We start from the raw sequence: 14,516 nt of genomic DNA on the forward strand, positions 1-14,516 counted from the left end.
AACCCGAAAAAAGATATGCTTTCCAAACTCATACATCGTCCCATAGCCGTGAGCATGTGCGTCCTTGCACTGGTCGTACTGGGCATCCTGTCCATACGTTACATCCCCGTGTCGCTCATGCCCGACATCGACATACCGCAGATCACGGTACACGCCTCTTATCCCGGTGCCTCTGTACGCCAGGTCGAGGACAACGTCACGGGCATCTTGCGCGGACAATTATCGCAAGTGGCAGGACTGAAAGATATCAGTAGCGAAAGCCGCATGGACGCAGCCACGGTAACGCTTACGTTCGAGCCGGGAGCAAACATGGATCTGCTCTTCATCGAAGTGGGTGAAAAAATAGACCGTGCCATGACCTGGCTGCCCAAGGACATGGAACGCCCCAAAGTGGTGAAGGCCAGTGCCATGGACATACCGGCCTTCTATCTGGACGTGTCGCTGAAAGACAGCACGGCCACGGACATGCGTTTCGTACAACTGTCGTCGTTCGCACGCAGTGTCTTGCGCAAGCGTATCGAGCAACTGCCACAGACCGCCATGGTAGACATAAGCGGCATGGCCGGTACGGAGATTGTCCTCGTGCCACGTCCCGACCGTATGGAGGCGCTCGGACTGCGACCCGCCGACATAGAGCAGGCCATAAAGGCCCGGGATATCACCTTGTCCTCACTCAGCATCGTAGACGGCATCTACCGTTACAACATCCACTTTGACGCCGCCCTGCTGACCTTGCAGGATATCAAAGACATCATCCTGACCCACGAGGGACGGCTGCTGCGTCTTGGCGAACTGTGCGATGTGGACCTGCGTCCGCTCTCCGGAGGAGGCATCGTGCGGCATGACGGGCGACGGGCCGTAACCATGGCTGTGGTAAAGCAGTCAGAGGCACGCATGGAAGATCTGCAGGCCAGCATGGACACTTTGCTGGTGGAACTAAGGAGCGGGTATCCCGACCTTTCTTTCGACCTGACACGTGACCAGACACGACTGCTCACCTACTCTATGGACAACCTGCAGACCAATCTGATGCTTGGTGCCGCACTGGCCTGTCTGGTATTGTTCATATTCATGCGTAGCGTGCGCCTGCCGTTGCTCATCATCATCACCATCCCCCTGTCGCTCATCCTTACGATTCTGTCGCTTTATATACTCGGCATCTCACTCAATGTAATCAGTCTGTCGGGACTGATTCTGGGAGTGGGTATGATTGTGGACAACTCCATCATTGTGATAGACAATATACGTCAACGCATGTGCTATGAACCTCTGGACACCGCCGTGGTGAGAGGCGCCAGAGAAGTGTTCCAACCCATGCTGTCGTCCGTACTGACCACATGCTCGGTGTTCCTCCCTCTGATATTCCTGAGCGGCACGGCCGGCGAACTGTTTTACGATCAGGCCATAGCGGTTACCATAGCCCTGTTCGCCTCTCTCCTGGTTGCCGTAACGGTCATCCCGGTCTACTTCCGTCTGTTTTACAAGCGACTGACGAACCAAAATTCAAAAGAACCGGAATTATTTCTGTCGTCCTATTCGTCTGCGCTCGGCTTCACTCTGCGCCACGCATATTGGGTGCTGGGCGGCTTCGCGGTCTGTTTGGTCTGCGCCATATTCCTGTCCGGCTCCTTGAAAAAGGAACAACTCCCTGATGTGCCGCATGAGGATACCATGATGTCTGTCGACTGGAACCTCGGTATCTCCGAACAGGAAAACGACCGTCGGCTCAGAGATTTGTTGGCACATGCCGACTCAACTCTCCGTACCAGTACCACAATGGTGGGAGCACAGACATTTCTGCTGGCACACACACCCGAAATAACCGCTTCGGAAGCTATGGCCTACCTGCGTTTTGACACGGAGGAAAACAGACTGAACGCCCAACAATCCATAGAGAATTACCTACGGCAGCACTATCCACGTGCCACCGTGACCTTTACTCCAGTAGGCAGTTTGCTGGATATGGTGTTCGGCAATGAAAGCAGCCGTCTGAGCATCCATCTGCAGAATGCCAACGGCGGCCGGCCTACCGTGGCACAGACACGCGCCTTCACCGATTCGCTACGGGCTGCCTTTCCCGCTGTAAGCATACAGCCCGTGGCCTCCGATCTGACCATAGAATACCGTGCGCAGATGGAGCAAATGGCGGTTCACGGTGTGACATACGACAACCTGCTGACAGCCTTGCGCGAGCAGACGGGACGCCGTCAGGTTTTCGGCATCAATGATGGTGCGGAAATGGTGCCGGTAATCATTGGAGACCGGGCCCAGGACAAGGACAAGGTGATGGCCTCATCGCTGACCGCACCTAATGGAGTACGCATTCCGCTATATCTGTTGGTAGCCACCGCCGAGGGAGAAGACTTCAAACGTCTGTATGCAGCAGCCGATGGCGACTACTATCCGGTGGATATAGACTGCGATGATGCCACCGTGCATCAGATCATGACCTGGGCGCAAAGTTTTGCTGCACACAGTGTAGTCAGCGGGAACAGGACAGATGGAGTTTCAGTAACCTTCTTCGGTGACTATTTCAGTAGCCAGAAACTGATAAGGGAACTGTTTATCGTCCTTAGTGTTGCATTGGCATTGCTCTACTTCATCCTTGCCGCGCAGTTCGAAAGTCTGGTGCAGCCGCTCATCATCCTGTCTGAAATGGTGGTAGATGTGGCCGTGGTTCTGGTCGTACTGTGGGTGGCAGGCGAGTCGCTGAACATCATGTCCATGATCGGTCTCGTAGTGATGTCCGGCATCATCATTAATGACTCCATTCTTAAAGTAGATACCATCAATCGCCTGCGCCGAAGTGGCACGCCTACACTCACAGCGATTGTCCGGGCCGGTCATCGCCGTCTACGTCCCATCATCATGACATCGCTCACCACTATTTTGGGCATTCTGCCCCTGCTGTCGCGTGCCGACATGGGCAGTGCGCTGCAATACCCGCTCTCGCTTACCCTCATAGTAGGCATGACCGTGGGCACATTTGTCAGCCTGTTCTTTGTACCGCTGGTATACAAAATAATATACAAATGATAAAAAAAAGATTTGGCCATATTAATAAATGTGACGAAGAATTTGGATGACGTGGAAAATATTATCTGGAATAATGTGATGGCAAGCAGTGGACAAGCCTTCATTGGCGTGATGCCTATCGGTGAATACATGTCAAATGAATTACTGAAGAATAAATACCCGGCGCTCTCAAAACTGCTTTCTCAGTCCCATGTTTCTGATAATCCAATATTAACATTTATAGAAATATAAAATTATGCAGTTGATATGCCTAATCATATATAAAATTCGCAATTGATAACATCATAAAAATTATAGATATAAAATGAATATACGCAAAATTTACATAGGTTTATCAGTGATTGCATTTACCTTAATGGTAATATACGCATGTACGTCAAAAACGTCTGGAAAATATTCTGAAATACTTGGAAGCACATCAGACGTAGTCCATTTTAATGAAATGATTGATTCTGTCGTTCTAATAAGAGTGCAAGAAGACTCAACGACCGTTTTAGGAACAATAAGTAAAATTGAAGTAGGTAACGGTGATTTCTATGCATTAAACCAACAACATAATACGATTGTACGTATTGACAGCTTAGGAAACTGCCATAGTCAACTGAGAAATATAGGAAAAAGCAAAACAGAATATATTCGAATTGATGATTTCAGCATAGACAATGAACTGGGAATTTTAGCTTTACTTTGTGATTTCACAAAGGTAATATATTATGATCTGAATTTTAATTTATTAAAAGTCAATATTCTGGATGTTCCGCTATATAGGATCTGCTTGTGGGAAGGAAATTTGTACGGCTACACGACTGAGGATAACAGTATTGTACGCATAGACAATCACACAATTCAGAAAATTATTGAAACAGATAAAATTCCTTTTTGGATTTACTCCCAAACACCAGTTTTTCATAAAACCGGTGGCAAACTATTAGCAACACTTGAATGTGACAACAGGATATATGAGATTAATAACAACAAAGCTAAAGAATTATCAATATTTACATATAACAATTATGAAGAAATCCGCCAAAAATACATGAATCCTCCAACATCTCACACCAAGACATCCTTATATGAAGAAACACCGTTAAGAGTACAATATTTAACATTAAAGAACGATAAATTATTAATGATTTATTCCAAAGATATGCTTGTCAGAATTGCTGTATTCAATCTTAAAAATAAATCTATTGTACGTGATGGTGTATTTATTGGAAGCCCGTCCCCTTTATGGAATACTTCCAATGCAAGTCTTGCTTTCTCCTTCGAAACTGGCAATTCTTTGCCTGTTGACTCATCATATCTTCATAAGATTGTGAAACAGAACAAATATCAAGATGAAGGACTTGTTATCATCAAATATGTAATCAGATAACTTATATAGTATGATTCTAAACTTCCAACTTAGCTGCATTATCCTGTTAACAACACTCCTTGTATCATGCACTAAAAACAAGCATTTAAGCAGCAATCAGAAAATAATTGTAGACCCGAACATTCTGGTTTACGACACACTGGCAGGAGTCCGGATTGACTCAATACAAGGAACAGAATCACATCTTGAATGTTTAGGTAATTATCTGGTCATAACTTCCGACTGCCCTCATTACTATATCTCTCTAATGAGCCTGCATTCAGACTCCATAATTGCATCCTTTGGAGACAAAGGTCGCGCAAGAAACGAATTTATCGACATGCCGCACATACCTTATATGTCTTGCGAAAGCAATAGCCTATTATATTGTCAGGATGGCACGAACAAGGTTACAAAAGTAATTAATTTAACAGAATCAATCCGGACTGGAACTTGTATCATTGATACCGTCTATAATCACACCAATATGAATCAGGAGAATACGACTTTCTTACTTAATCCGAAAGTACGTATCAGCAAGCACGACTTAGATTATGACGATCCGAGGAATCCTGTTTTTTATCCTCCATACTTCACAATCTGCAAAAATGAGAAAACACGTGAGATTGACATTTTTCCGGAACTCATAGATACGAAACTGTCCTCGCTTATTTTAATTGCATACACAGACATGTTACGTATCAAACCTGATTGCAAAAAAATCGTTCAAGTGTTTTCATTCATGGATCTATTTGGAATATTGGATACAGAAACCGGTCATTACAAAAGCTATAAAATGCAACAAGCATACGGGTGGGATTTCTTTGAACAAATGACAAGTCTTGATGAGGCTTATAAGAAAGTCTGTTTCTTCAATGTTGATGTATGCGTAACTGATCAGTATATCATGTTGCTTCGAGATGGAAGAAAGATTCATGATTATGAAAAAAATCATGAAGATAAAACCGGATCTGAGATAAATATTTTCGATTGGAATGCCAATTATATAAAATCTTTTTATGTGCCCGAACATATTATAGACATCGCTTTCAGTGACCAAACAAATGTTCTATATGGCCTGACATCTGACGGAATTCTTTATAAATATCAATGATATGTCGTATTCTATAATATCAAACGAATAAAACTCAAACAAATGAAAAGAATAAAACAAATTATATTGTCTGGATGCATCCTTTTGTCCGGATGCGCGTATGATAAAGGCAATACGTCTGAATCTGTCATTCAAGAAACAAGCGCAGAAGAACAAGTTACATCGCAAATAGTTCATGATGACCTTGCCTATGGTATCAAGGATATGATTGTTATGGACAGCACGATTGTATGTCAAACAGAAAGTGAATCTCCTGTCTATATATGCTATAATACTGCTGATTTTGCAAAAACGAAAGAATTTGGAAAGATTGGTCGAGGGCATAATGAATGGATTAAGCCACATCTGGTTGCACGTGCGAATAATGATTATGATATTTTTGACAATGGGAAAAACAGAATACTTAGATACAGTAATGACTCACTTGTCGGTGAAGTGGAATATAAAACAATGGTTGCCGTAAACGATCCCCACATAATCAACAAAAAATATAGTGGATATACTTATCTTGAGCCCAACAAAACAGCTCTTGTAATATATGATGCCGATACTTACAAGCAGATGGATGAGTTTGCGTTCGAAGACAAAGAACAAAAAGGAAATTCCATCAATTGGGATTTTGTATGGGATGGAAAAGAAAACTTTATCGTAATTGCTCATCTCTATAAAAAAGAGTTCCATATGATGGAGATTGACAAAAAGGGAAAAATCTCTCAATGCACCAGATATATCGGAGACTATACGTTCGATCCGGAAAAACATATGTATTATTCTGATGTGGAAATCTCTAATGAACTTGTATATATGTTATCTCAGCAACATGTAAACTTGGAAAATGGAAACGGTTACTCAGAAATTGATATTTTCAACAAATCCGGGAAGCATATCAAGAAGATAATACTGGATGTGGTGGCACAACGAATGTGTATAACACATAACCTTATATGGTTGCTGGATATAGACAATAACCTTCGAGTGGTGACATTGACTGATAAATAATAAATCAAATGAAACTAAGCAACTTCTCCATACTCCTTACTGCCGCCATCCTGCTGGTCGTCGGCATGGCACTCGCCCCTCTGATTGATGTGGGCTCAAAGCCGCGTCCCCGTCAGGGTCGCGATCTGTGGATCAACTACAGCTGGCAAGGCAAGTCTGCCAAAGTAGTGGAACAAAGCGTGACAGCTCCTATTGAGGGGCTGATGGTTGCAGTGCGGGGTGTGGAGAATGTAGAATCCGAATCCCGTTACGGCAGCGGATGGGTCAAGGTGACTCTGAAACCGGATGTCAATGTGTCGGCTGTGCGTTTTGAGATCGCTTCCTTGTTACGGCAAATACGCGGACGGCTGCCCGAGGGGGTAAGCACGCCAACACTTTCGGGAGGAGATGTCGTGAACAGCGCAAGGCAACGGGAAGAAACCGTCCATCTGCTATCCTATACGGTCAACAGTCCGCTCACGGCCATGCAGTTGCAGGAATATGTGCGGCAGCATATAGCTCCGGCCTTGCAACGCAATGAAGACGTACGGCGGGTAGATGTCTCAGGGGGTACAGGACAGTATCTGGAGATTACCTACGACCCGCTTCTGTTGCAGGCCTGTGGCCTCTCGGCCGATGATTTGGAAAACGGACTGAAGGCATTTTTCGGAAGGAATGAGATTGTGGGCGACGTGCTGCACGACAGTGCACGTGTGACCCTGCGGTTGGCAACTGCTGAATTCAATCGCCCTCTGGAGCAGATGCCGATAAAAAGCGCTGGAGGACAGGTGATGTATATGGGAAACCTGGCCCGTTATGAATACAAGAACTACGAACCGTCGTCATACTACCGCATAAACGGGCATGAAACCGTCAGTCTAAACATATATGTCAATGCACAAGCCAATCTGACAAAGCTGGCCCGTGAGCTGCGCCGACAAATAGATGAAATGAAACCGCACATGCAGAAAGGCGTAAAGCTGGAGCTGCAGCACGATTCGTCCGAGGAACTGCAAGGCGAGATGGACCGTCTCATTACACGCAGCCTCATGTCGCTGGCCATACTGCTGCTGTTCGTGTTCCTCGTACGTCCGGGATGGCGCTATGTGAGTATCGTGGCAGCCACGCTGGTGCTGTGTCTGGCTCTGGCATCAGTCTGTTATTATGCATTCAATCTCCGGCTGCACGTATTCTCCATCGCCGGCATCACCGTGTCGCTGGGACTGGTCATCGACTCGTCCATTGTCATGATAGACCACTATGCCTACTATCGCGACCGCAAGGCGTTTTTTGCCATACTGGCGGCATTGCTCACCACGATAGGCACCTTGGTGGTGATTCTCTTTGCTCCGGAAAATCTCAAACATGACCTGTATGACTTTGCATGGGTGGTGATCATCAACCTGACGGTGGCACTGCTTGTGGCCATTGCCTTTGTGCCGGCGCTGGTAGATGCCGTGCATTTCCGGACATCCGGCAACGTACAGAAAGGTACACGCAAAAAGCGGTACATCATACGCTGGAACCGTATGTATGCCCGTTACATCACTTTTCCGGCCCGGATGCGGACACGCTGGCGTGTAACTCTTTACGTATTGTTTATCCTATTGTATCTAGGCGGTTTCGGCTATTCGGCATACATCTTCTCACAATCCATGGACGGAGCTTCCTGGCCACGCGAGGAAGAAGAAATGAAACTGTATATACGCGCACAGATGCCATTAGGAGGCACAGCAACCCAGCTAAACGAGAAAGTGCGACTGCTGGAAGAAACTCTGGCGGCAGAACCGTCCATACTCCGATTTGAAACTTCCATAAACGGCGGAGGAGCCACCATTACCGTCCGTTTCAAACCCGAGGCTCTGGGCACGGCAATTCCTTATCAGGTGGAAAACCGGGTAATCGGCCGGGTGATCGGCATTGGCGGAGCAGACTGGAGCACATACGGAGTGAGCCAGCGGGGCTTCAGCAATTCGCTGAACCTGCAATACCGCAGCAACCGCATCGAGATGACGGGCTATAATTATGACCGCCTCTATCGCTATGCGCAGGATTTGAGTGACTTGCTGCACCAGAATCCACGCGCTGTAGACATAACCATTGAAACTCCGGGATATGAGAACCAGGAAGATGAATACTATGTGCGCTACAATTGGGAACGTATGCATCTGCTAGGCATCAATCCGGGGACGATCTACCAGGCGGTCAGCGACATTCTGCAGTCGCGCGACTTGGGAAGATGGGACAAGATACGCACCCATGTGACTCTGGTGTCGGCGCGCCGCAACACTTACGACCTGTGGCAGCTGCTGAACACACACGTCAAGGTGGGCGACCGGGACATTCTGCTCAGCGAAGTAATGGACATACAGCGGCGTGAGGCCAAGAACGTGATTCCGAGACGCAATCAGGAATACGTGCTGCGCGTGGCCTTCAATGTACTCGGATCTTACACCTATACGGAAAAGTATATCGAAGAAGTTACCCGGCGGATGTCCGAACAGTTGCCTGTCGGTTTCCGCTGCATGCGCCCGGAATGGAGCGAGCAGCCTACCGCGTCGCAGCAATACTGGCTGATTGCCTTGTGCATCATCATCACATACTGGCTCATGGCCATTCTGTTTGAAAGTCTGTTACGCCCATTCTCCATACTGTTGGCACTCATCCCCATGACCCTGATTGCCGTATTCCTCACATTCCATTTCACGGGCATCCCTTTCGGTACAGGAGGGCTTGCAGCCATCGTCTTGTTATGCGGTCTAGTGGTCAATGCAGCCATATATATCCTACATCAGTACGATCTGGTACGGGCAGTCTCGCACATCAGTCCCGTGAAGGCATACGTACGTGCCTATAATCACAAGATTGTGCCTGTGATGCTCACCGTATTGTCTACCATGCTCGGACTTATCCCCTTCCTTTGGGACGGCGATGAAAACAGGTTCTGGTACACATTTGCCATCACCACCATGACCGGCCTTTCAGCCTCTGTAGTGGCACTGGTGTTTGTGCTGCCGTGGTTTGCAGGAATGAAAAGCAAAAGACGATAATAAAAACTTTCAAGTCTGCCTGCACAGAGATAACATTTGTATTGTTCCTTTCAAAAAACAGACAGAAAGTTTTTCTATGCAGATTTTATTAAATATTTTTGCAAACACATCCTCAAACTATACTACACATGAACAAGAATAACAGAAAAGAGCATCTGTACGCTATGGCTTTTAAGTTGTTTCTTACCAAGCAATACGAAGGCGTCAGTATATCCGATATAGAAAAGGAATCCGGAATGACCCGCGGAGCAATTACCTATTACAGCAAAGACAAACTGGGATTGTTTTACGATGTCGTACGCCATTATCTGATAGATTCCCAGAATCTGGACTTTAAAATGCAGAAGATGAATTTCGAAAGCCTGAAGGATTTCATAGATACGTACGTTCAGAGCTGTCAGGAAACAATGGCCAGATTTCGGAAAATTGACGTTACCATAGAGAACGGAAGCCGGGCTTATATGGCTCTGATCCTGCAGGTCTGTGACTTTTTCCCCGACTTGCACCAGCAGTATCTGGAAAACCGTAACAAAGAACAGCTGATATGGATTGGAGTTCTTCAAAACGCCATCGGAAAGAAGGAGATCAAGGAAGATATTGACGTCATTGCCACAGCAAGACTGTTCATGAATGTCTTCTACGGACAAGCCTATCTGGACGCATTGAGTATGGGCCTGAACACAATGGAATTGAAACTACAGTTTCAGAATATCTACAAATTACTTAAAAAGTAACGGCAGAGAACCATCTCATCAACCATTTTTCTCTTTTCTTACCCCAAAAGACAACAATCATATTTTAAATTACCTCATTATAGGTTTTTCGAAACCGGATTATTTTTATCATTTAGAGCTGAAATAGAATCACAGTTTAGATAGAACAGCCCTGGTAAATTCAACAGTCTACGGACCTCACAATATACAGCCGAAGAGGAAATGAGGACCAGAGGATTCTCCCCAAAAAGGGAATCACTCTGGTCTTTTTCTTTATTCTCAATACCAAACATTAAAGTTATACTGAATGGAGTTCTTGTCACAGAAAGCCATAAAATTTTCAATAAACTTCTGATATCCGACCCGAAATCCACATTCTTTCTTGAGCCTTTTTATCAGGGAAAGAGAATCGTACACTCCCAATAACCGGCACATTTGTCGGACACCGACCAAACTGACCGAATAATCCATCCTCACAATGCCATTCTTTTCATTGTAATCCCATGACTGAAAATCGTAACGCCACAAAGTCAGACCTTCCAGATAAATATACATCCCGACGCGACAAAATGGTTTTCCGTCTTTATCCAACTTATAGAACGTCCGTTTACAATCTTTCAGAATAAAAGTCTGCTCCTGCTCCATATCCAAAATGTTTTTATCAATTCAACATATCCATTCATAAAATGAAAAGATGGTATCATGATAGAAAAAATATCACAACTTCATTATTATTTTTATAAGAAAATATGATAAAAGAGACATTTTTCTCAATGACAGCCAATATAATCTTCATTACTCTGCTCAATAAGCAATAGTATTACAAGAGAACCACGCAAACAACTAATTACAAAATTTTATCAATGAATTAAATAAAATCCTATTAAGATTAAAGATTATCCTACTATAATAGCAAAATCACACAAAAATATTCTTCAAATCACTTTATAATTAAAGAAAATCACACTTTTTTCATGTAAAAATAAAGAAAATTATCAAAACATAATCAACTGTCAAATATTTTTATATTTTTGCATTTAAATAGAGTTATCTCTTTCCCCAATATATCAGTAAAAAAGAAGTGTTATGTCTTCTCGCATGCAATAAGTGTAGGAAACTTTGATCACATGAATAAAAAATAACATAAAGAACCTAATGTATAAAACGTGAGACATTATTCTCGTATCTGCCCTGACGGGAAATCCTACAACCAAGCATGAAAATGCGACATGCAGTTCCACGCTTCTTATATTTAACAATTAATGCCAAAAGAGGAACTGTGAGGCAACAAAAACAGATATGAAAAAGTTCAAGTTTCTATTAATGCTTTTTCTTCTTTTTTCTATTTGCGCTTATAGTCAAACCGATGATAAGCATTGGAAAAAGAAGTATCTTAACATTGGCTTTGTCAACAGTTCCTTTGAACAAGAGGATTCCCCTATACTTAAAAGTAATTATGGAGCCTCATTCACTCTTGGAAGAACATTTCATTTACACAAAAATCCCATTGGAGGTATTTTGTGTTTTGGATTAGATGTAACTTGGTTGGATTTAAATTATACCAATTATAAAATCAAGCGTATAACCTATTGGGATACAAAGAACGAACAATATCATCAAGGTGAAGTTTCTATACATATAGGACCATCCATTACTATTAATCCAGTTGGAAAGTTGAATATACATGGATATTTCAGATATGCTCCTTCAATATCTGGTCTCTATACAGAAGATTTTCATAGCAATTATGCCACTTTTTTTGTCGGAGGTGCATCAATCTCATACGACGTTATAGGATTGGGCATTGAATCTCGTTTTGGTAATTGTGAGTACAAAAACTCTAATACAGGCAAAAAGAGTGATGCTTTATCTAGCTATAAAACCCAATACAATGCTTGGAGAGCATATTTAACTTTTAAATTTTGACGGTTATGAGAAAGATATACACACTGATTGTAATAGCCACAATTACCATTATCGGTACCTTGGTTTCTTGTCATGAAAATATTATAGATGAGAGATTTAATAATGGCTCCAGCGAAGATACTGAATTCAAAGATATTCGAATCACCAATCAAATAAACATTCAAGACCTACCCGAAGGAGTTAATCTAAACAATCTTAAAATCCTAACTCTCAATGGAAAAGTAGATGTTGACGCTAATGGAGTTTCCAATATTGAAACTTATGAAGGATACTTACCTCAAATTCTGATGCTTGTCAATCAAAATGACGAGCTGCTTTTGATGTCCCGCGGAGACTTTCATGAAGGCGAAAAGAATGAGATGTCTATACGCTCAACAGCAGTTGCCTTAGTTACCATGCATCCTGCTTTGAGCGGTGTCAAAAGTCATGTATACAATAAATTAGAGCAGCTTGTCATTGAAAGTCCTTCGTTCGATGAACTTGAAGAAGCTATAGCAAATGCTGTACATAACGGCAATTCATTTGCCGATCCGGATAATACCCTTCTTACAACAGCTCTAAATAAGGTCTTTGAGCAAGTTGTCGCCGCTACAGAAGAAGAAACATCTGACGGTGAACTCCCAAATCTCACTTCGAACACGTATGCCAGAGCTCCGGAACTCAAAGGAGTAACCACCATTGCAGGAATAAACGTCGGTCCATTTCACGTAACAACTTCTGGTTCTTCTGTAGTTGTTGAAAATTATTCACTTACTCCTTTCTATTCCGGTTGGGTAACTCATCATGGTCAACAAGATGAATTTAATATTCCATCAGGTAATGATCGCGGCATAACATTCTTTTTAGATAACAGTTGGGGATCACAAAAAGTATCATATTCATTTGTTCAAGAAGGAGAATATCAATTCTTTTTTGATAAAACAACTGCCGAAAGCTATTTAGATCAATCCAGACATACAATATGTAATGTACTTGAGGTACTTGGCCTTCCTTTAAGCAAGGGATGGATGCTTGAAACTGCAAATGATATGCAGAAGTTCATGATTGAACGTGGCATTGATATCATCGGATTAATTACAAATCCAAATACAGACGCATGGGACATTACCCAAACGGTATGTGGCGGTATTATCGACTATATAAAGGATGGACGATTGGAAACAATGCTGCTGAAAATAGGTACCAAAAAGGCCTCTGCTCAAATAGCACAAGCATTACTTAAAAAAACAGTTGCCGTATATACTGTCTATCAAACATGCCGGGGTACGATAAATGCAGTAATGCGTATTACCATGCGCTTAGAATCTCCCGATAATGTTGCCTTCGGACTTTATTATTATCAGGGAGAAATAACTACTGCAACCAAAGCTGCACTAGAAAAATATTCAGGAGATAATCAAAACGGTCTCATAGGACACCGCCTTAATGAACCGGTACGAGTTAAAGTTACTACGATTGGTTCTGACGGTTCTCAAGTAGCAGCAAGTAATTTTCATAGGGTTAAATTTGAAACAGAAGCAAATAATGGTACTGTCCTTAATGAAATTGTAGCCACAAGTCCGGATGGATATGCACAAACATTCTGGACATTAGAACCGAACAATACAGAAATGCAGTATCTCAAGGCAACCGTGATTGATATTGTTACTGGTGAAAAGATTTCAGAAACAGTTACTTTCTGCGCTCAACCAACCCAAGCAGCCAATATAACATTTACACTTGATTGGAGCCCAACAGACTCTAATTGTGACATTGATTTGCACATATACGACCCGGATGGACATCATATTTATTATTCCGATATGTCTTGTTCTTGTGGTGGCTATCTAGACCGAGATGACCGTCACGGACCGGGTCCGGAACATATTTATTACACACAAGCTAAACCGGGTAAATATCATGTTTATGTTCATCATTACTATAGTGATGTTAAAGGAACTGTTGGATTTACGGTTACCACAGAATATGATGAACGCCGTTTTGTTAATAGAAGTTCTGTTTCTTATGATGAATATGTATATATAGGTACTCTTGACGTAGGTGGCAATTCGGCTATCTCGAAAAAACGCTCTGCTTCAGAGATACCTGAAGTTCGTTTTTACTATGATAAAAACGCCCCTGCCTTTTCAAAAGAAAAATTTCCGAAAAAATAGAATTTTCGACTAATCCTATTTAATATACGAAAGTGGCTGGTTCTTTCTTGATATTTATCCAATACTCAAGAAAGAACCAGCCTTCTTGTTTATAAAGCTGGTTTGACCGACATTTTATTATTTTATAACCCTATTTTAGGGCAAAAATAAAAATAAGTCCATTACCTTTGAAGAATCGTTGCCCGATTTCTT

General features: G+C 43.0%; 10 protein-coding genes. 9 read left to right on the top strand and 1 reads right to left on the bottom strand.

The features are described 5' to 3' along the window. The first annotated feature begins 15 nt into the window (after positions 1-15). The 7 genes from DXA74_RS03435 to DXA74_RS03465 all read left to right on the top strand — a co-directional run bounded on the left by DXA74_RS03435 (position 16) and on the right by DXA74_RS03465 (position 10,266). Complete coding sequence (locus DXA74_RS03435; protein ID WP_118525436.1) at positions 16-3,036, top strand: efflux RND transporter permease subunit; 3,021 nt, start codon at positions 16-18, stop codon at positions 3,034-3,036. Positions 3,037-3,066: 30 nt separating this feature from the next. Then, positions 3,067-3,267 (top strand): hypothetical protein, encoded by a 201-nt coding sequence (locus DXA74_RS03440; protein WP_147401019.1) that lies wholly within the window; start codon positions 3,067-3,069, stop codon positions 3,265-3,267. 73 nt (positions 3,268-3,340) lie between these two features. Continuing rightward, entirely contained in the window at positions 3,341-4,411 is a 1,071-nt protein-coding gene (locus DXA74_RS03445) for a 6-bladed beta-propeller (protein WP_118525438.1), read from the top strand. A gap of 466 nt (positions 4,412-4,877) precedes the next feature. Further along, the gene (locus DXA74_RS16190; RefSeq protein WP_147401020.1) at positions 4,878-5,504 is read left to right on the top strand and encodes a hypothetical protein; all 627 of its coding nucleotides are present in this window, start codon (positions 4,878-4,880) and stop codon (positions 5,502-5,504) included. A gap of 42 nt (positions 5,505-5,546) precedes the next feature. After that, complete coding sequence (locus DXA74_RS03455) at positions 5,547-6,503, top strand: hypothetical protein (RefSeq protein ID WP_147401021.1); 957 nt, start codon at positions 5,547-5,549, stop codon at positions 6,501-6,503. 8 nt (positions 6,504-6,511) lie between these two features. After that, complete coding sequence (locus tag DXA74_RS03460; protein WP_118525441.1) at positions 6,512-9,532, top strand: efflux RND transporter permease subunit; 3,021 nt, start codon at positions 6,512-6,514, stop codon at positions 9,530-9,532. A 128-nt stretch (positions 9,533-9,660) separates the two neighbouring features. After that, positions 9,661-10,266 (top strand): TetR/AcrR family transcriptional regulator, encoded by a 606-nt coding sequence (locus tag DXA74_RS03465; protein WP_233550446.1) that lies wholly within the window; start codon positions 9,661-9,663, stop codon positions 10,264-10,266. Between the two features lie 258 nt (positions 10,267-10,524). On the opposite strand, the gene DXA74_RS03470 is transcribed toward DXA74_RS03465, so the two are convergent. After that, the gene (locus DXA74_RS03470; protein WP_118525442.1) at positions 10,525-10,890 is read right to left on the bottom strand and encodes a hypothetical protein; all 366 of its coding nucleotides are present in this window, start codon (positions 10,888-10,890) and stop codon (positions 10,525-10,527) included. A 654-nt stretch (positions 10,891-11,544) separates the two neighbouring features. On the opposite strand from DXA74_RS03470, the gene DXA74_RS03475 reads away from it, so the two are divergent. After that, positions 11,545-12,171: a hypothetical protein gene (locus DXA74_RS03475; RefSeq protein WP_199666073.1), complete on the top strand. Its 627-nt coding sequence runs from the start codon at positions 11,545-11,547 to the stop codon at positions 12,169-12,171. Positions 12,172-12,176: 5 nt separating this feature from the next. Continuing rightward, on the top strand, positions 12,177-14,324 hold the full coding sequence (locus tag DXA74_RS03480) for a YfaP family protein (RefSeq protein WP_147401022.1): 2,148 nt from the start codon (positions 12,177-12,179) through the stop codon (positions 14,322-14,324). Positions 14,325-14,516 lie beyond the last annotated feature (192 nt).

This window comes from Bacteroides sp. OF04-15BH, assembly GCF_003477995.1.
GTDB lineage: Bacteria > Bacteroidota > Bacteroidia > Bacteroidales > Bacteroidaceae > Paraprevotella.

Excerpts from the sequence above, each read along its gene's own strand:
- DXA74_RS03435 (WP_118525436.1), top strand. The coding sequence starts at position 16 with ATGCTTTCCAAACTCATACATCGTCCCATAGCCGTGAGCATGTGCGTC.
- DXA74_RS03445 (WP_118525438.1), top strand. The coding sequence starts at position 3,341 with ATGAATATACGCAAAATTTACATAGGTTTATCAGTGATTGCATTTACC.
- DXA74_RS16190 (WP_147401020.1), top strand. The coding sequence starts at position 4,878 with ATGAATCAGGAGAATACGACTTTCTTACTTAATCCGAAAGTACGTATC.
- DXA74_RS03455 (WP_147401021.1), top strand. The coding sequence starts at position 5,547 with ATGAAAAGAATAAAACAAATTATATTGTCTGGATGCATCCTTTTGTCC.
- DXA74_RS03460 (WP_118525441.1), top strand. The coding sequence starts at position 6,512 with ATGAAACTAAGCAACTTCTCCATACTCCTTACTGCCGCCATCCTGCTG.
- DXA74_RS03465 (WP_233550446.1), top strand. The coding sequence starts at position 9,661 with ATGAACAAGAATAACAGAAAAGAGCATCTGTACGCTATGGCTTTTAAG.
- DXA74_RS03470 (WP_118525442.1), bottom strand. The coding sequence starts at position 10,890 with ATGGAGCAGGAGCAGACTTTTATTCTGAAAGATTGTAAACGGACGTTC.
- DXA74_RS03475 (WP_199666073.1), top strand. The coding sequence starts at position 11,545 with ATGAAAAAGTTCAAGTTTCTATTAATGCTTTTTCTTCTTTTTTCTATT.
- DXA74_RS03480 (WP_147401022.1), top strand. The coding sequence starts at position 12,177 with ATGAGAAAGATATACACACTGATTGTAATAGCCACAATTACCATTATC.